The sequence below is a fragment of the Halocynthiibacter sp. genome, assembly GCF_049608145.1.
Taxonomy (GTDB): Bacteria; Pseudomonadota; Alphaproteobacteria; order Rhodobacterales; family Rhodobacteraceae; genus Halocynthiibacter.
This window is the reverse complement of the sequence record NZ_JBMYXF010000014.1, coordinates 1-22,300: the sequence shown is the minus strand read 5'-3', so window position 1 is coordinate 22,300 and position 22,300 is coordinate 1. Positions and strand designations below refer to the sequence as shown.

Sequence of the window (22,300 nt, the reverse complement as noted above, 5' to 3'; positions counted from 1 at the left end):
GACGCCAAAAGCGCCCTTTCATCTTGCCAGAAATACTCCCGCCGGAGGCACGGTTTTCGAAGAAAACCGCCACCGCCAACGTATCAGTCCAACCAAATCGGGTTAGACCAAGCCATTTTTCCTGCGCGATCCACAACCGTCACACGCACCCATTGGGAATGCCCCATCTTGTTCAAAGGTGTGTCACAGCGGGTCATGCTTTCGCCAAACACCGCATGGGATTTACAACCAACCCCCTGGAACACAACACGCGCGGCGGCCGAACACTCCACGTGGATCTTTTTATCTTTGATCTCGATATGGCGAATTTCAGGGCCTTGTGAAGAATAGAAATCACCGGCCTTTAATGCTGCAAGCAACTGATCAGGATCATTCTTTTCGGCTTTCACCATCACCCAGCCGCCAAAAGCATCATGCCCATTCATATGCGCATCATCCGTGGCAACAAGGTTCACACGACGCCCTTCCATCAAAAGCACATCCAGCGTGTGACAGCCATCGGGACGGGCACAATCGACATAACAGCTGTGGTTATAGCCTTCCACCGCATGGGCCGCCTCAATGGATCGCGCATCCGCATTGGTCAGACCAGACCATTCCGGATGTGCAAGGATCACATAAGCGCCCGCATCCCGCGCACGTTGGGCAATCTCAGGCCCGGTTTCCTGATCATCGGTGACGGTGAAAAATTTGGTCTTTGAAGGTGCGAAATCCTTGGGCAGGCCCACGGCCACGATATGCCACAGATCGCCATTTTCCTGCGCACCGGAATGCAATTCAGCACCGGGAATAGTGGTGAATTCATCATCATGGAACGCGGTTGTATCTGCAATTGGCCAGTCATAAAGCCCGACAAAATGATCCGTCAGAGAAATGAAATCATAGCCTTCTGCCTTGTAGCGACGACAGACCTCTTCCGGGGAAACAAATCCGTCAGACAGGGTCGAATGTGTGTGCAGGTTTCCACGAAAGAAACGGCCGGGTTTGGAATATGCGGTGGGGATCATGATGCGGGCTCCTGCTTTTGGCACGCTGATAGCTGAGTCTGGTAACAAAAATACGGCACTGCGAGATGCAGCGCCGTATGAATGAGTATTTTCGGCAAGATGAAACAGCGATTGTCCCGCAGCGACACCAGTACCAAAAATGCGACACGATTAAGCCGCTGGCATGCCTTTTTCAACGATCTCTGCATACCAGGAACAGCCAGCAGGCAGGGTTTCGTCGTTAAAGTTATATTTCGGGTGATGCACCATCGCACCATCAACGCCATTGCCCACAAGAATATAGGCGCCTGGACGTGCGTTTGACATGAAGGCAAAGTCTTCGCCGCCCATAATCAAGGCCGCATTGTCATCGCAATCGCCCGAGACCGACCGTGCAACATCTGCCGCGAATTTGGTCTGCTCTTCTGAGTTCACCATCACGGGATAGCCACGGGTGTATTCCACTTCAGCTGAGCCGCCAAAGGTCGCAGCTGTGCCCTCACAAATCGCCTTGAAGCGGGCTTCGACCTGGTCTTGCACCTCTGTATCCAGCGTACGCACCGTGCCGCGCAGGGTCACGGTTTCTGGGATCACGTTATGGGCTTTGCTTTCGGTTTCAAAGCTGGTGACCGACACCACAACCTGTTTCACAGGATCCACATTGCGCGACGCAATGGACTGCAGCGCCACAACCATGTGCGAAGCAATCACTGTCGTATCAATGCATTCATGTGGTTTCGCCGCATGGCCGCCAAGGCCCTTAACCGTCACATGGAACTGGTCAGCCGCCGCAAAAAACGCCCCAGTACGGATCGCGAAAGATCCAACTTCATGGCCTGGCCAATTGTGCATGCCGTAGACTTCGTCCACGCCGTATTTATCCATAACCCCTTCATCAACCATGACTTTACCGCCACCGCCGCCTTCTTCCGCGGGTTGGAACAGCAACACACATGTGCCGTCAAAATTCCGGGTCTCAGACAGGTATTTCGCAGCGCCCAGCAACATGGATGTGTGACCATCGTGACCACAAGCGTGCATTTTACCCGGGGTTTTGGACGCATATTCAAGACCGGTGTCTTCAAAAATCGGCAGCGCATCCATATCCGCACGCAGGGCGATTGTCTTGCCGGACGTGTTGGTTTTGCCTTTGATCACAGCGACAACGCCGGTCTGCGCCACACCGGTTTCAATGCTGTCTACGCCAAATTCTTTCAGGCGCGCCTCAACAAAGGCAGCAGTTTCATGGCAGTCAAACAGCAGTTCTGGATTCTCGTGAATATGACGGCGCCAGCCGGTGATTTCACTGTGCAGTTCTGCAAATCGGTTCTTAGGAGGCATTTCTCTCATCCTTCAGGTTCAAAGGGTCAGCCTCCTCGACTGACCCGCATTTAAATCAGGTCAGCCAAGCGGCATTCGTCGTTCGGCAAGTTCCACAAACCAGGCACTGCCAAATGGAATGGCCTCGTCGTCAAAATTATATTCTGGGTGGTGGCACATCTGGGTGTCGCCATTGCCAAGGAAGATATAGGCGCCAGGGCGTTCTTCCAGCATATAGGCGAAATCTTCCGATGGCATGATCGGGTCTGTCACATCATCCACGTTCGCGGAAACGGCCCGCGCTGCATCAGCGGCAAAACCTGTCTCGGCCTCGGTGTTGAAGGTCACGGGATAGCCCGGCGTCCATTCAACCTCAGCCACCGCGCCAAAGGCTGACGCCGTATCCATAGCCACGCGTTTGATGCGCTCTTCACAGATCGCACGGTATTCCTTATCCAGCGTGCGCAGTGTGCCTTCCATGACGACTTCATGCGCAATGACATTGCTGGCGGCGCTGTCGGTGTTAAACGTGCCCACGGTCAGGACAACGCGTTTCAGCGGATCAACATTCCGCGCGACAATGCTTTGTAACGTCACAACAATCTGTGCCGCCACGAGGGTTGTATCAATCGCCAACGCAGGTTCTGCCGCATGGCCGCCTTTGCCGGTGACCGTGATTTTAAATTCATCGGATGACGCAAGCAGTGCACCAGGACGGATCGCAAATTCCCCCACGGCAATACCGGGGGCGTTATGCAAACCATAGACTTCCTGAATATTCCAACGGTCCATCATGCCGTCCTGACACATGGCAAGCCCACCTGCCCCGCCTTCTTCGGCGGGCTGGAAGATCAACGCAACGGTGCCGTCAAAATTACGAGTCTCGGCCAAGTATTTCGCAGCGCCCAACAACATCGCCGTATGACCATCATGGCCACAGGCATGCATTTTTCCAGGAACGGTTGAGGCATATTCAACGCCGGTCGCTTCCTCGATCGGCAGCGCATCCATATCGGCGCGCATGCCAATGACGCGACCCTGCGTGTCGGTTTTGCCTTTAATCAGTGCGACAACACCGGTTTTACCGATGCCTTCGTTGATTTCATCCACACCAAATTCGCGAAGGCGTTCCACCACAAAAGCAGCCGTTTCATGCACGTCATACATCAGTTCCGGATGGGCGTGCAGATGGCGACGCCAGCCAGTGATTTCTGCGTGCATCTCAGCGAAGCGATTTTTGACGGGCATCACTGCCTCCTTCTAAACATTGGGTCCGGGAACCATGGGCGCGCCATCAGTGAAACGTGACAGACGGAACCGTGTCAGATCATGCCCCACTTCACGCCCCAACACCATATCCGTAAGAATACGGCCAAACGCCGGGCCTATGCCAAACCCATGACCACACATGCCGGTCGCCACAATCAGGCCTGGCAGTTTTTCCACGTGATCGACGACGGGCACAACATCGGGCAGCACATCAATCATCCCCGCCCAGGCATCCGCAACTTGCACTTCCCCCATATCCGGCCAGACACGATTGAAGGCTTTCACTGTCGCGGCGACTTTCTTCATATCCGGTTTGGGCGACAGAATGCGCATGCGCTCAAACGGCGTTTCATTGGCATCATTCCAGCGTCGCGCCGTGAACAACGCATCGGGGAAATGTTTTGGTGCGGGTGGACGCAGATCAACCTTTAGGTCGCCTCCAAAGGCAAAGGGCAGATACCAACGCAAATGACGCATCAGATCCGGCCCGAAAAACACATCTGCATCGGTTGATGGAGCAAGAGTAAATCCTCCATCAACACGCGCACGCATAGCGAAATCAGAATCCACCGCGCAGGTCTGTGCGGCTCCATCAACTGCATCTGTGGCAAAGGCCGTGTTGCGGACAGACATCTGTGGGATCGACACGCCATGATGGCGCAGAAACAGCGAAGACCAGGCCCCGCCCGCCAGAACCACCTGATCGCAGGCGATTTTTCCAGCCTCGGTGATGACACCCTCGATCTTACCCGCGACCATATCCAGGCCGCGCACCGCGCAACTCTCAATTACCTGCGCCCCTGCTTCACGTGCCAGATCTGCCATCAGGGGCACGGCAACATCCGGTTCGGCTTTCATATCCGTCGGCGTATTCAGCGCACCGATCCATTTGCCTTTTGGGTTCCCCAGGGTCTGATTGATCTGATCTCGATCCAGAATGCGGCTGCTGACGCCGTAGGGTGCCGCCTTGTCCAGCCAATCGCGGTAGAGCCCCAGTTTTTTCTCATCACTGGCAAGATAAGTCACGCCACAGGTCCGCAGCCCCATCGCGCCTTTGCTTTCATCGTCTAAATCCTGCCAGAGGCGTTGTGCTTCTTGCATGATCGGGATCTCATCAAAATCTCGGCCCTGCACCCGGATCCAGCCCCAGTTGCGGCTGGATTGTTCCGCCGCGACCCGGCCTTTTTCCAGCACCACAACCTTCAGCCCGGCCCGCGCGGCATAAAGCGCGGTGGTGATGCCGATAATGCCGCCGCCGATAATGGCCAGATCAACGGCATCCGGCAATGCCCCGCGATAAGGCGCGGGGTCTGGCAGGTGGAAAGGTTTTGTCATTGCAGGCGAACCAGGAGTTTCTCCATGAAATTGACGCCAGCGTTAAATTCAGAAATTTCAATGAATTCATCCGGTTGGTGCGCCTGGGCAATGTCACCGGGGCCACAAACCACGCTTGAATAGCCGCCTTCCTGGAATTGTCCTGCCTCGGTGCCGTAAGACACAACATGGCTGGCATTGTCACCGGTGATCGCACGCACAAGCGTTTCAGCGACACCGTTTTCTTCCGGGCGCAATGGGGGAAGCGAGAAGTCTTCATTCATGATCACGCCTGCATCCGGGTGACGCGCTTTCAGCTCCGCATCCAATGTGTCGATGAACGGCATAAGGCGCGCTTCCCAGTCTTCGCGGCTTTCATCGGCCACAATGCGGAAATCAAGATCAAAACGGCAATCCCCGGCGGTGATATTGCCTGCTGTGCCGCCCTCAATCGTGCCGGAATGCACAGTGGTGAAGGGGGGCTCAAACATGCCCGCCACCGCAGTTGGGGTTTTGGCAGCAAGTTCTGCATTGGTTTCATTGATCCATGACAGGATCTTCGCGCTTTCCAGGATCGCTGACACGCCCGTGTGCATCAGGGATGAATGCACCTCAAACCCTTTCACATGCACATCCCAGCCAAAACCGCCCTTATGGCCGGTCACCGCCTGCATGGTGGAAGGTTCGCCAATGATCGCAGCTTCCGCGCGGGGAATGTCGGTATTTGCCACCATATGCGCGATCATGGGCGGGGCGCCGGTGCAGCCGATTTCTTCGTCATAGGACAGGGCCACCTGCAAAGGTTTGGCAAGTTTGCCCTCCGCATGCAGTTTCGCCGCCTGCCCCATCGCCCAAAGCGCGATGGCATCAAAGCCTTTCATGTCACAGGTGCCACGACCATAATAGCGCCCTTCGCGTTCGGTCACGGTCCAGGGATCGCTTGACCAGTCCTGACCATCCACGGGTACAACATCGGTGTGGCCGGACAAAACAACGCCCCCCGGCGCATCCGGACCAACAGAGGCATAGATCGCGGATTTATTGCCTTCGGGGTTCGGCACGCGGGTGGAAGAAATGCCGTGCGAGGCCAGATAGCTTTCCACCCAGTCGATCAGATCAAGATTGCTGTCGCGGCTGACTGTCGGAAAAGAGATCAGCTTTGTCATGATCTCAAGGGCGGAAAGGTCCATAGTCATCGTCGTTCCATTTTCTTTGTTTTATAGTACATTACACGGACTTCTTTTGTGTCAGGTGATCCGCAATCCGGTTCACACCGGCAATAAGCGCCGCAAGGCCGGCAAACATAAAGAATGTTTGCAGCCCCAAAACAAAACCGTACCGTCGTTCTGCAGCACTGATCGTTTCACCAAATTCGAAGTCTTCTTCGCTCATAATGCCTTGTTCCATGAGCATATTCATTTCGTTTAGTTCGTCTTCATCCAAGAACGCTGAAAGTCCCGGATCACCATCAAACAAGGCAAAATACTCACGACTATCTGCAATGCCAGCGAAAACAGCAAAAACCAGCATAATCAGCGGAAGTCTCGAGAAAAGCCAATTTAATGCTTTTAGTTCCCAGGCGAACACGATCAGTACCAGTCACCCTTCAGGATGAAGTGATCCGGGCCGATCTGGTCATATTCCGACGGGCCTGCGGTGTGGCTGACCGGGAAGATCGGGGATGGAATAGGCTTAAAGTTCAGCTCTTTTCCGATCATTTTGTTTTTCGGATCGGCAACAGGCACCGCTGACATCAAGGATTTGGTATAGGCGTGCTGTGGGTTTTCAAACACCTGCGCGCGCGGGCCAATTTCCACGATCCGCCCCAGATACATCACAGCTGTGATATGGCTGACGCGTTCAACAACCGCCATGTCGTGCGAGATAAACAAGAAAGCCAGGCCCAGTTCGGCCTGCAGTTCCATCATCAGGTTCAGAACCTCGGCCTGCACGGAAACATCCAGCGCAGACACGGCTTCATCCGCGATGATCAGCTTTGGGTTCAGCGCAAGGGCGCGGGCAATCGCCACACGTTGACGCTGGCCACCTGACATTTCATGCGGATACCGGCGCATAAAGGTACGGGGCAATTTCACCCGATCAAAGAGGTTCGCAACGCGATCTTCCAGTTCAGACCCGGAACAGATGTTATAGTTGCGCAGGGGTTCTGCCACCTGATCAAACAGGCGCACCTGTGGGTTCAAGGATGCAAAGGGATCCTGAAAGATCATCTGCATATCGCGCCGTTCCATGCGCATTTCTTCCGGTGAAAGGCTCAGAATATCTTTGCCTTCCATGGTCACAGAACCGGATGTCGGTTCAACCAGGCGCAGGATAGACCGGCCCACTGTGGATTTCCCACAACCGGATTCCCCCACCAAAGACACGGTCTGACCCGCGTTAATGGTGAAACTGACGTCTTCTACCGCGTGCACATTGGCCACGACTTTCTGGATCAATCCCTTTTTCACGGGGAAACGGGTGATCAGGTTTTTCACTTCCAACAGTGGTTCAGGTTCTACCGCCGGGGCCGCAATGGTTTCGGGCGCAGGCTGACCAATCAGACGCATGGGTTCGGGGCGATCTTTGCCCTTCATTTCACCCAGACGTGGGACAGCGGCCAGCAGGGCTTTGGTGTAATCTTCTTTCGGGTTCTCGAAGATTTCTTCAACGGTGCCCTCTTCCACCATGTTGCCACGGAACATCACAAGCACCCGGTCCGCCATCTGGGCCACAACCGCCATGTCATGGGTGATGAAAATCACAGCCATATTGTTTTCGCGCTTCAGCCGGTCGATCAAGGCCAGAATTTCCGCCTGAATGGTCACGTCAAGCGCGGTGGTCGGCTCATCCGCGATCAAAAGCTTGGGTTCACACGCCATGGCGATCGCAATCACCACACGCTGGCGCATACCGCCGGACAGTTCATGGGGGTATTGGTCAAAACGGCGTTCCGGTTCAGGAATGCGCACCTGTTTCAGAAGTTCAATCGCGCGTTCTTTTGCTTCGGCTTTGTTCATGCCTTTGTGAATGCGCAAACCTTCGGTCAGCTGGCGGCCAATTGTGAACACGGGGTTCAGGGCTGTCATCGGCTCCTGGAAGATCATCGCGATCTCATTGCCGCGGATCTGACGCATTAATTCAGAATCAGCATCTTTCACATCAATCTCGCCCGCGTCACCACGATCGAACTTCAGGCTGCCCCCGGCAATTTCGCCGCCACCGAATTCAACAAGGCGCATCAGAGACAGGGACGACACCGATTTTCCCGATCCGGATTCACCAACGATACAAAGGGTTTCGCCCGGTTTTACATTGAATGATACATCTTCCACGCCGACAACAAGCCCGCTGGAGGTTTCAAATTCAACGCGCAGATTCTCGATATCGACAAGCGGCTTATCCAGCATGGATCAGGTACTCCCGGGGTGTGTCTTTTTGTCATTTTCCGGCAAGGCTACGCGCCAGTTCGCCGGGCTGTCAAACAACTATACCAGTGCTGCATGTGCGAATTGGGTCATTCCGCGACTGCGAAAGAATCGGTTTATCCAGTGATTCAACGCGAGCGCTAACAATATTACCTCACGTCAGATGAAACTTTCGTGAGGGCGAACATAGGTCGTCGGGGCCTGAAGTCTCTTTAATTCCTGAACTTCTTTTGGCCATTTGTCGGGAATCCGTTTTAATTTCAGCTTCCGGCTTGCATTTCCCCTTGGGATTGTCTGAACTACGGCCACTTGTCGCAGAATTTTCACGGCCCGAAAAAGGCCAGTTAAGACAACGAAAACTGTCGGCAACACAGACTTTGATTCTGTCCATTATGAACAGGATCACCAACAAGGAGAGAAGTATGAACTTCAAGGCAACCCTTCTGGGCGCTGCAGCTGCTTTTGCGATGGCCCCTGCGGCTATGGCCGAGCGCGGCGCAGACGGCCACGTCAATATCGTATATTGGCAGGCCGCATCCAGCATGAACCCGTATCTGTCAGGCGGCACGAAAGAACTTGAGGCTGCAAGCCTCGTGATCGAACCGCTGGCACGTTACAACCAAGACGGCACAATGGTGCCTTGGCTTGTTGAAGAAATCCCAACCGTTGAAAACGGCGGCGTTTCTGAAGACCTGACATCCATCACATGGACCCTCAAAGAAGGTCTGCTGTGGTCTGATGGGTCCGCACTGACATCCGCTGATGTACGTTTCTCTTGGCAGTACTGTACCACTGAAGGTGGCGGCTGTGCACAAAGCGAAAAATACAACGATGTGACCGATGTTGAAATCATCGATGATCGCACCGTGACTGTACACTTCGGTGTATCCAAGCCATTCCCATACGGTCCGTTTGTTGGCGCTCAGGCTCCGATCATTCAGGCGGCTCAGTTTGCAGACTGTCTCGGTGCAAAAGCACCTGAGTGTACAGATGCGAACTTCCAACCTGTTGGCACCGGCCCGTTCACAGTAACAGAATTCCGTCCGAATGACGTGATTTCCCTGGCTGCGAACCCACATTACCGTGACGCAAGCAAACCAGCTTTTGCAACTGCAACGCTGAAAGGTGGCGGTTCCGCAACTGACGCTGGCCGTGCTGTTCTTGCAACCGGTGAATTCGACTACGCTTGGAACCTCCAGCTGGCACCTGATGTGCTTGCTGAAATGGAATCCGCAGGCAAAGGTACTGTTGTATCTGCATTTGGTACCCTGGTTGAACGCATCATGGTCAACATGACCGATGTTTCTGCTGATCTCGGCGAACGTCGCGGTACTGCAGACAATGCGCACCCGTTCCTGTCAGACATCAACGTGCGTAAAGCGCTGTCCATGGCAATCGATCGCGACCTTCTGGTTGAAATCGGCTACGGCACCGCGGGTCGCCCGACCTGTAACGTTCTGCCAGCACCTGCGATCTACAAATCCACTGCAAACGACGCATGCCTTGTACAAGACATCGCTGCAGCAAACGCTCTGCTGGACGAAGCTGGCTGGGCCATGGGTTCTGACGGTGTTCGTGCGAAAGACGGCGTTCGTCTTTCCATGCTGTACCAAACCTCTACCAACGCTGTTCGCCAGGATTTCCAAGCCCTGATCAAACAGTGGTGGGGCGAAATCGGTGTTGAAACCGAACTGCGCAACATCGACGCGTCTGTGTTCTTCGGCGGCGACCCTGCGTCAAACGACACCTTCCAGAAGTTCTTTGCTGACGTTGAAATGTACGCAAACAACTTTGACGGCACAGACCCTGAGTCATACATGGCGAACTGGGAATGTTCACAGGCACCACGTCCTGAAACACAGTGGCAGGGCAACAACATGCCGCGTTTCTGTTCTGAAGAGTACGACGCACTGGTTGCTGAAATGGCAACAACCGGCGCTCTGGAAGATCGTGCACGTCTTGCAAAAGCAATGAACGACATGCTGATGCAAGAATATGTGATCATCCCTCTCGTGGATCGTGGTCGTGTATCTGCACATTCCAACACTCTGGGTGGCGTTGTGCTGAACACCTGGGACTCTGAACTGTGGAATGCTGCTGACTGGCATCGTGTAGGCGGTTAATTCCGTTCCAGGCAGCATAGCTGCCTGACACCACAGAACGGATTTGCCCCGCCCCGTGCGGGGCAAATCATACCCGGAACGCGCATCCTGAGGCACCTCAATGCTCAACTTTATCATTCGTCGCTCGTTAATATCGGTGCTGACGTTGTTCTTCATCTCCTTCGTCATCTTCATGCTGCTTGCGCTGGCACCAGGTGATCCGACGGCAAGCCTACCATTGTCGATCCCTGCCGAAGTAAAAGCACAAATCCGTGAATCCCTTGGTCTTGGCCAGAACCCGTTCATTCGGTTTACGAAATGGTTCTATGCCTTTTTCTGGGTTGAACCGATGTACACCATCGAACAGCTTACAGGTCTAAACACCTATTGGGATCAACAGCGGATTATCTCATTCCAAAGCCGATCACCGGTCATGGACATCGTCTGGCAGCGTATCCCGCAAACCCTGTGGGTTGTTGGTCTGGGCTACCTGGTTGGCACGCTGATCGCCCTGCCTATTGGGATTATCTCAGCCTATCGTCAATACAGCTGGTTTGATCAGATCGGTACATTCGTTTCCATGGTGGGTTTCTCTGTTCCGACCTTCTTCACGGGTGTTCTGCTGATTGTGATCTTCTCGGTGAACCTGGGCTGGTTCCCGTCTATCTATGACACAACCCTTGTGGTCGACAGCTGGGCAAACTTTGTCAAACAGGCCAAGCAGATGGTTCTGCCTGTCTCCGTGCTGGCGCTGTATAACGCCGCACAGATCAGCCGTTTCATGCGGGCCTCTATGCTGGACAACCTGAACCAAGATTACGTGCGCACCGCACGCGCAAAGGGCCTTGGCGAAAAAGCCGTGGTTCTGGTGCATGTGCTGCGCAACTCCATGATCCCGGTCGTGACTGTGATTGCATTGGGTGTGCCACAAGTGTTTGGTGGTGCGATCATCACCGAACAAGTGTTTAAGGTGAACGGTCTTGGTCAGCTTCTGATCACGGCCATTCAGGCCAATGACATCCCGATGGTACAAACCCTGACTGTGATCTTCGCTGTTCTGATCATTCTCTTTAACCTGATTGCCGATGTTCTCTACGGCGTGCTTGATCCGAGGATCCGTTATGACTGATAAAACCGTAACCGAACAGGACATCGCCGCAAGCGCATCGCGCAGCCAGTGGTGGGATGTCTGGGCACAGTTCCGCACCCATCGTGGCGCGATGATTGGGGCCTTTGTGTTCCTGCTGATCGTCTTTGGGATCATTCTTGGGCCATGGCTATGGTCGACAGATGCGACCTATATCGACATCCGAGCCAAGAACGCCCGTGCGATTTCATCCTGCCTGTCGCAGGACTGGGGCATGATCATGACCTGCCTGACAGACCCAACGTCTATGAAGGCGGAAACAGGTCTGAAGGTCTATTGGTCCCACCCGCTGGGCACCGATCAGTTGGGCCGTGACAACCTGGCACGTGTGATCAAAGGCGGTCAGGTGTCCTTGGCTGTGGGCGTGACAGCGATGCTTTTGGCATTGTTTGTTGGCACGCTTGTGGGTGTGGTCGCGGGCTATTTCAAAAGGCTTGATGGTCTTTTGATGCGTCTGACGGATCTGTTCCTTGCCCTGCCCCTGCTGCCATTGCTGCTGGTGATGTTTATGCTGTTCCGGGATGCGCTGAATTCAAGCTTTGGTCCGGAAATGGGCGCGTTCATTCTGATGGTATCCGCCATCGGGATCACAAGCTGGATGCCCACCGCACGTATCGTACGCGGGGATGTGCTGGCGCTGAAAGAACGTGAATTTGTTCTGGCGGCTCGGTCTATCGGGACAACCAACAGCAAGATGATCATGCGCCATGTGCTGCCAAACGTCATGTCACCGATCATGGTGTCAGCCACTTTGGGCATTGCCAATGCGATCATCACCGAAAGTGCGCTGTCCTTCCTGGGACTTGGCTTTCCGCCAGATTTCCCGACATGGGGGCGCCTGCTCTATGATAGCACGGACTTCCTGGTCAGCTATCCGGAACGCGTTGTGTACCCGGGCCTGGCGATCTCTCTGACCGTGCTTTCCGTGAACTATATCGGGGATGGTCTACGGGATGCTCTGGATCCACGGATCCGCGGTCGCTGATCTGACAACAAACTGAAACAGGAACGGCCCGGCAGAAATGCACGGGCCGTTTTAATTTGGCCCGCCTTTGCGTTGCGCCACCTTTGCCGCCGCCCCCTGCCCCAATGAAAGCACGCATAAAAGCATCGGGACACATCTGGATTTGACCTTTGGGATCGACCTATGGATCGGCGCAGTTTGCCTTATGCAGATCTGACAACAAGCAGTACCCGTTCTTGTCGCAAACCAACAAAAACTAGAACCGCTTTAATGCACCGCGTTTCTGATCCGCCGCACCGTCAGCCAAACTGCGGCGATCACCGGTGGGATCAAGAGGGCTGTCAGCGTGGCTTTGTCCAACCCGCCAGCTTTGGCCAGGGGATAAGTTGCGTAGCTTGCAAGATTGACCGCATAGTAACTGATCGCCACCACCGACAGACCTTCGACAGTTTTTTGCAGGTGAAGCTGCTGGTCTGCGCGGCGATCCATGCTTTCAAGCAGCTGTTGGTTCTGGGCAGATCGTTCAACTTCCACCCGGGTGCGCAACAGTTCTGCAGCCCGAAACGCACGCGCCGAAATATTCTGAAGCTGTGCTTCGACCGCTTCTGTTGTACGCATGGTGGGCTCAAACCGACGTGACATGAATTCTTCAAACGTCTGACGCCCGCCAAGACGACGTTCCCGCAGCACCGCAATTTTGTCAGCGACCAGCGTGCTATAGGCCCGGGTGCCGGAAAAACGAAACGCTGTCTGGGCAGAGATCGCTTCAAGTTCCGCCGTCAGTGGCAACAATGCAGCAAGCACGGCTTCGGGTTCAGCGCCGCTCATCCGGTCAATCAGACGGTTCAGGCGCATATCAATGCTGCCCAATTCACGCGATACATCTTTTGCACGCCGATAGCCCAGCATCGACATGGCCTTATAGGTTTCGATTTCGCAGATACGTTGGACAATACGCCCGATCCGTTGCGCCCCGGTCTGAGGGGCCGCAATCACCCGAAACTGCATCTGACCCTTGGCATCAATACGGAAATCCCCCGCGATCAAGGCAGCCCCATCCAGAACATTACTGGCCGCGAGACTTTCCGGCACAAAATCATCTTTCAGAATGCGGGCAAGTTCGGCCTTATCCGTGGGTTTTGCCGTCACCCGGATCATCGCCGAGGTCAACCGCACACCCGGCATATCCGCAAGCCAATCCGTTGGAAACAAATCCAACCCATCCCCCTGAGGCACACGACCTTCTGTGAACAACGTATAGCTGACGAATTCTGTGTGGCTTTCCCATTTGATCCGATGTTGCCCCAACCGACCGGAATAGTGCGTGGCTCCAGGACGTGGATGATCTGCCCCAAAATGATCCAGCAGCGCCAGAAGATGGGCAAAATCTGCACCCCGGTCACGACGCGCCGCATCCGCCGGGCGTTTCACCGCCAGATAGATCGCACAGGCCCCCACACCAAGGGTCGGGAAGGGTCGCGCGTGCAACTCATTGGTCAGCGCGTAGCGCTCTTTATGGTCCGAAATCGCGTTCATTCTGCTGTCCTGCCCTAATCCCCGGATCGCTCCTTAGGCGGACGCTAAACTGCAAAATCCAACTTCGTAAAGATAAATTTGTATATTTTTCAATATGTTACAGAATACCAATGTATACCGCACATTTTTCTGGCACCTCAGGAAACCGGCATAACTGTGCCCTGGGCAATTGCGCAGATTTTTTCTTCCCCATTTTCAACGGCATAGACTTTTGCTTCGCACACGGCCTGTCGTTTGCCATGGCTTAAAACCTGTGCACGCGCGATTAAAACTGCGCCTTTTGCCGGGCGGGTGTAGTTGATCTTCATTTCAAGCGTGAGCACATCACCCAGCCTAGATCCTGCTGCAAAGGTCAGACAATTGTCCGCAAGATAGCTGACAACGCCGCCATGGGCGAATCCATGTTGCTGTTTGTGATCATCGCGCAGGGGCAGCCGGATTTCAGCTTTCCCCTCGCCCAATTCTGTCAGCTCTGCCCCTAAGGCCTGGCTGAAAGGTTGCATGGCCAGGATCGCCTGACCCATTTTAAGAATATCTGTCATTCACTCATCCTGCCTGCGCCCTGCCCGATGTCAAAGCTGACGTCAGGGCAGCAACTGATCAAATGAAATCAGATCTCATCCCAGAAATGGCCAGGCATATCATGCAATAATTGCGCTGCTTTGTCATCGACCCAGTCCTGACGTTCATCGGCTGACCATTCGGCAAATCCGGGTTCTTCACGCAGTAACAAACGCGCTTTGCCCAGGGCCTGTTGATATTTCAGCTGTTCCACCGGCGCATCAGGCACAATCGCATAGACAAAACGCCCCCCCATGGCTTTTGCCAATTGGTCCATCTGCTTCAAAGACACCGCACCTTCTTTTTCACTGCGCTCAGCCTGATAGACCGCATTTCGACTGACACCTTTGCGATGGGCCACCTGTTCCGCAGACATGCCAAGAGCTAGGCGCATCGTGGCAATCCAGCCTTTCTCCGGCGATTGTACCTCAGCCAGGCGGTCGGCACTGCGATCCAGTATCCGGGCCAGACGACGGCGTTCAATGAAATCTGGCATATTGCCCTCATTTCTTACATGTGCCTAAATAAAGCTACATGTATTCACAGGAAAATCAATGTATTTTCTAGATTTTTGAATATTTTGCATATATATACCTACACAAATTAAAATTCATACCTATATATAATGTGAAAGGAAAACTATGATCGACACATTTCTCGCCCCACATTCCTGGCCGTTTGCCATTGCCTTGGCTGTCGTCGCCGGCTTGTTTATCCTGGAAATTCTGATGTCCCTGCTGGGTGCAACAGTTCTGGGCATGGGCGGTGAAGGGCCGGATATTGACGTGGATGCAGATTTTGATCTGTCTGTGGACACGGATTTTGATATGGACATCGATCTGGATGCAGATATCGACATTGATGCTGCGGATATGCCAGCGGGCCCCTCAGGCATACTTGGGTGGCTAGGTATACAGGATGTGCCCTTCCTGATTTGGCTGGTTTCCTTTCTAACCATGTTTGGCCTGTCGGGTCTGATCCTTCAGACCGTGATGACCAATATGTTCACTGTACCGCTGTTCACCTCATTGGCGGTTGTAATTGCAGTGTTTCCGGCCTTGGCCGTGACCCGCGTGATTGCAAACCAGGTGGCGCTGATCATGCCTAAAACAGAAACCACTGCCATGCGCACACGGTATCTGGGCGGGCATAACGGCACCATCACACAGGGCACAGCCATGCGGGGAAAACCCGCTGAAATAAAGATCAAAGACCGGCATGGAAATCTGCATTATTTGCGGGTAGAGCCCCTGGAAGACGACGCTGTCTTTCCGCAGGGCAGTGATGTCACGCTGATCAGAAAACGCGGCGATAAGTTTTTCGTCATCTGATTTGCGGGTTCCGGTTATAAATTTAACGTTAAAACAAGGAGTTCTTATGGACTTTACATCAATCGCAATCATTGCGGGTTCTATCGTTGGCCTGCTGTTCTTTATCGGCATGATCATGGCCCGGCTTTACAAACGCGCCACACGTGAAATGAGCCTGGTGAAAACCGGTTCAGGCGGCCGCAAAGTTATTATGGATGGCGGTACAATCGTTGTGCCCTTCCTGCATGAAATTTCCAAAGTGAACATGAAGACACTGCGCCTGGAAGTGGCGCGCGTGAATGAACAATCACTGATCACCAAAGACCGGATGCGCGTTGACGTTGGCGTTGAATTCTACGTCTCTGTAAATGCCACCGAAGACGGTATTTCCCGCGCGGCGCAAACCTTGGGTGACCGGACATTCCACGTGGATCAACTGCGCGAAATGATTGAAGGTAAGCTTGTGGATGGTCTGCGTGCCGTTGCCGCCCAGATGACCATGGATGAGTTGCATGAAAACCGCGCAAGCTTTGTTCAGGAAGTGCAGAACGCGATTTCCGAAGACCTTCTGAAAAACGGTCTGGAACTGGAAGCGGTGTCTTTGACAGCCCTTGACCAGACACCGTTTGAATCGCTGGACGAAAACAACGCGTTTAACGCTGTTGGTATGCAAAAACTGGCCGCTGTGATTGCAACATCCCGCAAGCAACGTGCTGAAATCACTGCAGAAGCTGACGTCGCTGTGGCCCAGTCTGAAATGGAAGCTGAGAAGCGTAAATATCAGATTGATCGCGAACAACAGCAGGCCCACATCGCCCAGATTGAAGAAATTCAGTCCCTGCAGGCCAGCCAGGAAGCCGCCATTGCGCGCAGCCAGGAAGCCTCTGACCAAGCGAAAGAACAGGCCCGCATTGAACGCGAACGTGCGGTGCGTACATCTGAGATTGAGCGCGAACGTACCATTTCCGAGGCGGAAATCGTCAAGGAACGTGCTATTCGTGAAACTGAAATCGCCAAGGAACGCACCATTCGCGAAGCTGAAATTGCAAATGAACATAAGTTGCGTGAAGCTGAGATTGCGAAAGAACGTGAATTGGCTGTTGCGGATCAGGACCGTCAGATCATCATTGCCCGCAAGTCCGAAGAAGAAAGCCAAGCAAGTGCGTCAGCAGATATCGCACGCGCAGAAGCCGCCAAAGCGGAAGAATCTGTGAACACAACCCGTGCCGTTGCCGAGGCTGAACGCCGCAAGCAGATCACATTGATCCAGGCACAGGAAGACGCGGAACGTCAGGCCACCGCTGTGCGTCTGTCTGCCGAGGCCGAGAAAGAGGCTGCCAGTGACCGTGCGGCGGCGAAACTGGAAGAAGCACAGGCCGACGCGAATGCGATCACTGTACGTGCAGAGGCAAAGAAAACCGACCTGCTGGCAACCGCAGAAGGTCAGACTGCGATTGCCAATTCTGAAAACGAGCTGAGCCAGGAAATCATCGCAATGAAAATCCGTCTGGCCCAACTCGAAGCCATGCCTGGTATCATCGCCGAGATGGTGAAACCGGCTGAAAAGATCGACAGCATCAAGATCCATCAGGTGACTGGCATGGGCAATGGTGGCACCGGCGGTTCTGGCGACGCAGCTTCGACCGGCGGCACGCCCGTGAACCAGGCGCTGGATTCAGTTCTGGGCATGGCGCTGCAAATGCCTGCCATGCAGGCCCTTGGTAAGGAACTGGGTGTCAGTCTTGAAAATGGCATCGCTGGCGTAGCCAATGACGCGCTAGATGTCACACCAGAGGCCGAAAGCAAGAAGTAATACCGTCTAGAATGAAGGGGCCCTACCCCGCATAAGACACAAAAAGGCCCGCATCACTGCGGGCCTGTTTTGTTCAGATACCTGAAACTCAAAAGTACTCTTCCAGAGTATAGATATTATAAAACACCAATTCCAACGCCCGTAACTCTGTCAGCCTCTCAACGGGTATCAGCATCAATCCGTAGCCATCTGATCCATTGCTTAAAATCACCAGTTCCCGTCCACGGGCACGAATAAATTCGTGTAATTCCTTATATCCACCGTCATACATATTGCCCTCAGTCGCATAGATATTATTGCGCCAGTCCGGCTCAATGATATCAAGAATGGACGCGCGTTCCACTTCTGTAAGCGGTTCAACATCGCTTCGGCGAAAGATATTCTGAAGACTTGCCAACCCGCCCTGTGGATCAAGCAGATATCGCATATCCTGCTTCCAATCGATCCACAGCATAATTTCGTGCTCATACAGGAACGCATCAATATATTCCCAATCCTCCACATCCTCCCCCCAAAGAGCTTTGCGATCGCAATAGATATCCTGAAACTGGGCAAAAGTTCCGGTTTCACTTATCTCAAGCAAACGGGTGAAGGGCATAAACTGTGCTGGGGTAACGCAGGCGTTCGCTGATGCGCCAGCGGGTGTGACCAAAAGTGCAGTCAATCCGGTGATTAGGTTTCGTAACATATTTTCTGAACTCACTCATAAAAAAACGGCCCCGAAGGGCCGCTTTTTATTACTAATTTAGCTGATCATTGTCAGCAACTGATCAAGGCTTGCTTTCGCATCACCATAGAACATCCGCGTATTCTCTTTAAAGAACAGAGGGTTCTCGATGCCGGAATAACCGGTGCCCTGGCCACGCTTAGACACGAACACCTGTTTCGCTTTCCAGCACTCCAGAACCGGCATCCCCGCGATGGGGCTGTTCGGATCGTCTTGGGCGGCTGGGTTCACGATGTCATTGGACCCGATCACAATCGCCACGTCGGTTTCAGGGAAATCATCATTGATCTCATCCATCTCCATCACGATGTCATAGGGCACTTTGGCTTCCGCCAGCAGCACGTTCATATGGCCAGGCAGACGTCCCGCAACCGGGTGGATCGCAAAGCGCACGGTCTTGCCTTTGGCGCGCAGACGGCGGGTCAGTTCAGCCACATTCTGCTGTGCCTGGGCCACCGCCATACCGTAACCAGGGATGATCACAACGCTGTCAGCTTCTTCCAAAGCGCTGGCCACGCCATCCGCTTCGATCGCGATCTGTTCGCCTTCGACCTCCATCGCAGGGCCGGTTGTTTCACCGAAACCACCAAGGATCACAGAAACGAAAGACCGGTTCATCGCCTTACACATAATGTAAGACAGGATCGCCCCGCTTGAGCCAACCAGCGCGCCCACAACGATCAACAGATCATTGCCAAGACTGAAACCAATCGCCGCCGCAGCCCAACCGGAATAGGAGTTCAACATCGACACAACAACCGGCATATCCGCGCCGCCAATGCCCATGATCAGGTGGTAGCCAATGAACAGCGCCGCCAAAGTCATCAGGAACAGCGGGAAGAAACCACCCGTGTTGCAATACCAGATCAGCGTCAGCAAGCTAAGGCCCGCAGCACCGGCATTCAGCATGTGTCCACCAGGCAGTTTTTCCGCCTTAGAATTCACCTTGCCCGCCAATTTTCCATAAGCAATCACGGAACCAGTGAAGGTCACCGCACCGATAAAGACGCCGAGGAACAGCTCAACGCGTAGGATAGCGATCTCAACTGGAGACTTATGTGCCACCAATGCCGGGAAAACCCCGTGGGTTTCTGCGGTTATACCCGAAGCGCCTGAAATGCCCTCGACATATCCAATGGTGAAATGCGCGTTCAGCCCGATGAACACCGCTGCCAGACCAACAAGCGAATGCATCGCGGCCACCAGTTCGGGCATCTGTGTCATCTGCACTTTATTGGCCAATTGCCAGCCAATCACTGCCCCACCGGCAATCAAAACGACCGACAGCAACCACAGACCGGAGCCAGGCCCGACAAGGGTTGCAAAGACCGCAAGCCCCATGCCGACGATGCCATACCAGATCGCGCGTTTGGCGCTTTCCTGGCTAGAAAGCCCCCCAAGGGAGAGAATAAAAAGAACCGCTGCGACAACGTAAGCCGCTGTTGTAAAACCGTAATCCATTTATCCGGCCCCCTTAAGATTTCTGGAACATGGCGAGCATACGCCGTGTCACCATGAAGCCACCGAAAATGTTGATCCCGGTCATAAACACCGCAAGGGCTGACAGCAGGATCACCAGGAAAGATCCCGATCCGATCTGCATCAATGCGCCCAAAATCACGATGGAAGAAATCGCATTTGTCACCGCCATCAAAGGTGTGTGCAAGCTGTGCGCCACGCCCCAGATCACCTGGAAGCCGATGAAAACAGACAGAACAAAGACGATGAAATGCTGCATAAAGCTGGCCGGAGCCACAAGACCAACAGCCAAAAGCAACGCTCCGCCAACAGCCAGCAAAGTGACCTGATTGCGGGTTTCTTTTTTGAAAGCTTCGACTTCTGCTGCACGCTTTTCCTCGGCCGTCAGCTCTGGCGCCACCTCTTTGGGTTTCGCCGCAATCGCCTGCACCTTTGGTGGGGGCGGTGGGAAGGTGATTTCACCTTCAAAGGCCACGGTCGCACCACGGATCACATCATCTTCCATGTCGTGATTGATCTGGCCGTCCTTTTCAGGGGTCAGATCGGTCATCATGTGGCGAATGTTGGTGGCATAAAGGGTCGACGCCTGCGCTGCCATGCGTGACGGGAAATCGGTATAGCCCACAATGGTCACACCATTGTCGGTGACGATTTTCTCATCCATCACGGTCAATTTACAGTTGCCACCTTTTTCCGCCGCCAAGTCGACGATCACGGAACCGGGTTTCATTGCCTGAACCATATCTTCGGTCCAAAGCTCTGGCGCTTCGCGGTTCGGGATCAAGGCCGTGGTGATGACGATGTCAACTTCTGGTGCCAGTTCACGGAATTTCGCAAGCTGGGCTTCGCGGAATTCAGGGGAAGACACGGATGCATATCCGCCCGAGGTCGCGCCATCCGCCTGTTCTTCCTCAAAGTCGAGGTAAACAAATTCAGCGCCCATGGATTCAACTTGTTCCGCAACTTCCGGGCGCACGTCAAAGGCCAATGTGATCGCCCCAAGACTGGTCGAGGTGCCAATCGCAGCCAAACCCGCAACGCCCGCGCCGACAACCAGAACCTTCGCAGGTGGAACCTTACCCGCCGCCGTGATCTGACCTGTGAAGAAGCGGCCAAAATTATTACCCGCTTCAATCACCGCACGATACCCGGCGATATTCGCCATGGATGACAGCGCATCCATCTTTTGCGCGCGCGAAATACGGGGCACCATTTCCATGGCGATGACGTTTGCACCCTTGGCTTTCGCCGCTTCCATACCCTCGTCGTTCGCCGCAGGGTTAAAGAAGGAAATCAGCGTCTGGTCTTTGCGCAGGCGTTTCAACTCCGTCGCGTCGGGTTGACGGACCTTCGCCACGATATCGCAGGCTTTAAACAGCGCCGCGCCGGTTTTCAGAACCTCAACGCCTGCGTCCTTATACATCGCGTTGGAAAAACCCGCAGCTTCGCCCGCGCCGCTTTCAATCGCGCAGTCATAGCCGAGCTTCTGTAATTGTTTTGCCGAATCCGGCGTCATTGCAACGCGCGCCTCACCGGCAAATGTTTCCTTTGGTGCCCCGATTTTCAAACCTGTTCCCCTGTTCATGCTACTTTTCGGAAAAATCATCTCTGCGACAAGATAGTTACCCACAGCGACATTTTTCAGTCCCGGCATGCTTAACGTGGGTAACAATATTTCACAACAGCCTGACACAACCGTGATGTTATTTCGTCGCGCATTTTTGCGGGGAATTTTGTCGCATTTTCCGCAGATGCCAAAAGTATGCAATTGCATACCCAAACACCCCTTACCCGGGCCTCACATTTTGTGAATTTGCCTTCAAGAATATTGAAGAAATTCGCTCTGCACAGCCGACAGGTAAATGTTGAAATCCCCTTCTGTATGACCACACAGATCGCAAGACTGGCTAAATGCAGTATCAAGTTTTGCTGGGGCTTGCTTTTTGACCCTGCTGAATGCTTTATGCATGAAGTAAATTCCAAACCGGAGAGCCCCATGCCCGATTTCGCCACCACCAAAGCGATGTTCCACATTCCTGAAGGCATGATTTACCTAGATGGGAATTCGCTGGGCGCGATGCCCTGGGCCACTGCGGCCAAAGTTGAACGCACCATCACCGATGAATGGGGCGACATGCTGATCACTGGCTGGAACAAAGCCGGTTGGATGGCGAAACCCACCGACATCGGCGACCGTATCGGACGGCTGATCGGGGCTGAAAAAGGTTCTGTCGTGATGGGCGACACATTGTCGATCAAGGTCTATCAGGCCGTCGCATCCGCGCTTGAAATGAACCCCGGCCGCAAGGTGGTTCTGTCAGACAATGGCAACTTCCCGACAGAT

The 22,300-nt window shown here is 53.9% G+C and carries 18 protein-coding genes and 1 pseudogene; 6 read left to right on the top strand and 13 right to left on the bottom strand.

Annotated elements, in window-relative coordinates:
* Positions 1-83 precede the first annotated feature (83 nt).
* The 7 genes from ACPGUT_RS06545 to ACPGUT_RS06515 form a co-directional block, all read right to left on the bottom strand.
* A complete protein-coding gene (locus ACPGUT_RS06545) occupies positions 84-1,007 on the bottom strand; it encodes a PHP domain-containing protein (RefSeq protein WP_423989602.1) in 924 nt (307 codons plus the stop codon).
* Between the two features lie 150 nt (positions 1,008-1,157).
* The gene (locus ACPGUT_RS06540; RefSeq protein ID WP_423989600.1) at positions 1,158-2,327 is read right to left on the bottom strand and encodes a M20 aminoacylase family protein; all 1,170 of its coding nucleotides are present in this window, start codon (positions 2,325-2,327) and stop codon (positions 1,158-1,160) included.
* 60 nt (positions 2,328-2,387) lie between these two features.
* Entirely contained in the window at positions 2,388-3,554 is a 1,167-nt protein-coding gene (locus ACPGUT_RS06535; RefSeq protein WP_423989598.1) for a M20 aminoacylase family protein, read from the bottom strand.
* Between the two features lie 12 nt (positions 3,555-3,566).
* Positions 3,567-4,910, bottom strand: coding sequence for an NAD(P)/FAD-dependent oxidoreductase (locus tag ACPGUT_RS06530; RefSeq protein WP_423989596.1), 1,344 nt, complete (start codon positions 4,908-4,910; stop codon positions 3,567-3,569).
* On the bottom strand, positions 4,907-6,085 hold the full coding sequence (gene argE / locus ACPGUT_RS06525) for an acetylornithine deacetylase (RefSeq protein WP_423989594.1): 1,179 nt from the start codon (positions 6,083-6,085) through the stop codon (positions 4,907-4,909). The genes ACPGUT_RS06530 and argE overlap by 4 nt, the downstream gene beginning before the upstream one ends.
* A 31-nt stretch (positions 6,086-6,116) precedes the next feature.
* The gene (locus ACPGUT_RS06520) at positions 6,117-6,476 is read right to left on the bottom strand and encodes a hypothetical protein (protein ID WP_423989592.1); all 360 of its coding nucleotides are present in this window, start codon (positions 6,474-6,476) and stop codon (positions 6,117-6,119) included.
* A 2-nt stretch (positions 6,477-6,478) separates the two neighbouring features.
* Positions 6,479-8,299: an ABC transporter ATP-binding protein gene (locus ACPGUT_RS06515; protein ID WP_423989590.1), complete on the bottom strand. Its 1,821-nt coding sequence runs from the start codon at positions 8,297-8,299 to the stop codon at positions 6,479-6,481.
* Between the two features lie 440 nt (positions 8,300-8,739).
* Between ACPGUT_RS06515 and ACPGUT_RS06510 the strand changes: the two genes are divergently transcribed.
* The 3 genes from ACPGUT_RS06510 (at position 8,740) to ACPGUT_RS06500 (ending at position 12,551) form a co-directional block, all read left to right on the top strand.
* Positions 8,740-10,440 carry a peptide ABC transporter substrate-binding protein gene (locus tag ACPGUT_RS06510; RefSeq protein ID WP_423989588.1) on the top strand — a complete coding sequence of 567 codons (1,701 nt, stop codon included), beginning with the start codon at positions 8,740-8,742 and terminating at the stop codon, positions 10,438-10,440.
* A gap of 100 nt (positions 10,441-10,540) precedes the next feature.
* A complete protein-coding gene (locus tag ACPGUT_RS06505; RefSeq protein ID WP_423989586.1) occupies positions 10,541-11,548 on the top strand; it encodes an ABC transporter permease in 1,008 nt (335 codons plus the stop codon).
* Positions 11,541-12,551, top strand: coding sequence for an ABC transporter permease (locus ACPGUT_RS06500; RefSeq protein ID WP_423989584.1), 1,011 nt, complete (start codon positions 11,541-11,543; stop codon positions 12,549-12,551). Before ACPGUT_RS06505 ends, ACPGUT_RS06500 begins: the two co-directional genes overlap by 8 nt.
* Before the next feature lie 246 nt (positions 12,552-12,797).
* On the opposite strand, the gene ACPGUT_RS06495 is transcribed toward ACPGUT_RS06500, so the two are convergent.
* The 3 genes from ACPGUT_RS06495 to ACPGUT_RS06485 form a co-directional block, all read right to left on the bottom strand.
* Entirely contained in the window at positions 12,798-14,066 is a 1,269-nt protein-coding gene (locus tag ACPGUT_RS06495) for a DUF3422 family protein (RefSeq protein ID WP_423989582.1), read from the bottom strand.
* A gap of 137 nt (positions 14,067-14,203) precedes the next feature.
* Entirely contained in the window at positions 14,204-14,608 is a 405-nt protein-coding gene (locus ACPGUT_RS06490; protein ID WP_423989580.1) for a PaaI family thioesterase, read from the bottom strand.
* Positions 14,609-14,676: 68 nt separating this feature from the next.
* Positions 14,677-15,123, bottom strand: coding sequence for a helix-turn-helix domain-containing protein (locus ACPGUT_RS06485; RefSeq protein ID WP_423989578.1), 447 nt, complete (start codon positions 15,121-15,123; stop codon positions 14,677-14,679).
* A 145-nt stretch (positions 15,124-15,268) separates the two neighbouring features.
* On the opposite strand from ACPGUT_RS06485, the gene ACPGUT_RS06480 reads away from it, so the two are divergent.
* Both ACPGUT_RS06480 and ACPGUT_RS06475 read left to right on the top strand, forming a co-directional pair.
* The gene (locus ACPGUT_RS06480; protein WP_423989576.1) at positions 15,269-15,958 is read left to right on the top strand and encodes a YqiJ family protein; all 690 of its coding nucleotides are present in this window, start codon (positions 15,269-15,271) and stop codon (positions 15,956-15,958) included.
* A 46-nt stretch (positions 15,959-16,004) separates the two neighbouring features.
* Positions 16,005-17,750 (top strand): flotillin family protein, encoded by a 1,746-nt coding sequence (locus ACPGUT_RS06475; RefSeq protein WP_423989574.1) that lies wholly within the window; start codon positions 16,005-16,007, stop codon positions 17,748-17,750.
* Positions 17,751-17,838: 88 nt separating this feature from the next.
* Here ACPGUT_RS06475 and ACPGUT_RS06470 read toward each other — a convergent pair whose 3' ends face one another.
* The 3 genes from ACPGUT_RS06470 to ACPGUT_RS06460 are packed head-to-tail and all read right to left on the bottom strand — an operon-like array spanning position 17,839 to position 21,523.
* Positions 17,839-18,438 (bottom strand): DUF6630 family protein, encoded by a 600-nt coding sequence (locus ACPGUT_RS06470; RefSeq protein WP_423989572.1) that lies wholly within the window; start codon positions 18,436-18,438, stop codon positions 17,839-17,841.
* 57 nt (positions 18,439-18,495) lie between these two features.
* A complete protein-coding gene (locus tag ACPGUT_RS06465) occupies positions 18,496-19,938 on the bottom strand; it encodes an NAD(P)(+) transhydrogenase (Re/Si-specific) subunit beta (protein ID WP_423989570.1) in 1,443 nt (480 codons plus the stop codon).
* Positions 19,939-19,951: 13 nt separating this feature from the next.
* Positions 19,952-21,523, bottom strand: coding sequence for a Re/Si-specific NAD(P)(+) transhydrogenase subunit alpha (locus ACPGUT_RS06460; protein WP_423989568.1), 1,572 nt, complete (start codon positions 21,521-21,523; stop codon positions 19,952-19,954).
* A gap of 429 nt (positions 21,524-21,952) precedes the next feature.
* On the opposite strand from ACPGUT_RS06460, the pseudogene ACPGUT_RS06455 reads away from it, so the two are divergent.
* Positions 21,953-22,300, top strand: a pseudogene (locus tag ACPGUT_RS06455) (kynureninase); the annotation flags it as partial.

What these genes read in the sequence shown, in the direction of transcription:
- ACPGUT_RS06545 (WP_423989602.1), bottom strand. Translation starts at nt 1,007, where the DNA reads ATGATCCCCACCGCATATTCCAAACCCGGCCGTTTCTTTCGTGGAAAC.
- ACPGUT_RS06540 (WP_423989600.1), bottom strand. Translation starts at nt 2,327, where the DNA reads ATGCCTCCTAAGAACCGATTTGCAGAACTGCACAGTGAAATCACCGGC.
- ACPGUT_RS06535 (WP_423989598.1), bottom strand. Translation starts at nt 3,554, where the DNA reads ATGCCCGTCAAAAATCGCTTCGCTGAGATGCACGCAGAAATCACTGGC.
- ACPGUT_RS06530 (WP_423989596.1), bottom strand. Translation starts at nt 4,910, where the DNA reads ATGACAAAACCTTTCCACCTGCCAGACCCCGCGCCTTATCGCGGGGCA.
- argE (WP_423989594.1), bottom strand. Translation starts at nt 6,085, where the DNA reads ATGACTATGGACCTTTCCGCCCTTGAGATCATGACAAAGCTGATCTCT.
- ACPGUT_RS06515 (WP_423989590.1), bottom strand. Translation starts at nt 8,299, where the DNA reads ATGCTGGATAAGCCGCTTGTCGATATCGAGAATCTGCGCGTTGAATTT.
- ACPGUT_RS06510 (WP_423989588.1), top strand. Translation starts at nt 8,740, where the DNA reads ATGAACTTCAAGGCAACCCTTCTGGGCGCTGCAGCTGCTTTTGCGATG.
- ACPGUT_RS06505 (WP_423989586.1), top strand. Translation starts at nt 10,541, where the DNA reads ATGCTCAACTTTATCATTCGTCGCTCGTTAATATCGGTGCTGACGTTG.
- ACPGUT_RS06500 (WP_423989584.1), top strand. Translation starts at nt 11,541, where the DNA reads ATGACTGATAAAACCGTAACCGAACAGGACATCGCCGCAAGCGCATCG.
- ACPGUT_RS06495 (WP_423989582.1), bottom strand. Translation starts at nt 14,066, where the DNA reads ATGAACGCGATTTCGGACCATAAAGAGCGCTACGCGCTGACCAATGAG.
- ACPGUT_RS06490 (WP_423989580.1), bottom strand. Translation starts at nt 14,608, where the DNA reads ATGACAGATATTCTTAAAATGGGTCAGGCGATCCTGGCCATGCAACCT.
- ACPGUT_RS06485 (WP_423989578.1), bottom strand. Translation starts at nt 15,123, where the DNA reads ATGCCAGATTTCATTGAACGCCGTCGTCTGGCCCGGATACTGGATCGC.
- ACPGUT_RS06480 (WP_423989576.1), top strand. Translation starts at nt 15,269, where the DNA reads ATGATCGACACATTTCTCGCCCCACATTCCTGGCCGTTTGCCATTGCC.
- ACPGUT_RS06475 (WP_423989574.1), top strand. Translation starts at nt 16,005, where the DNA reads ATGGACTTTACATCAATCGCAATCATTGCGGGTTCTATCGTTGGCCTG.
- ACPGUT_RS06470 (WP_423989572.1), bottom strand. Translation starts at nt 18,438, where the DNA reads ATGTTACGAAACCTAATCACCGGATTGACTGCACTTTTGGTCACACCC.
- ACPGUT_RS06465 (WP_423989570.1), bottom strand. Translation starts at nt 19,938, where the DNA reads ATGGATTACGGTTTTACAACAGCGGCTTACGTTGTCGCAGCGGTTCTT.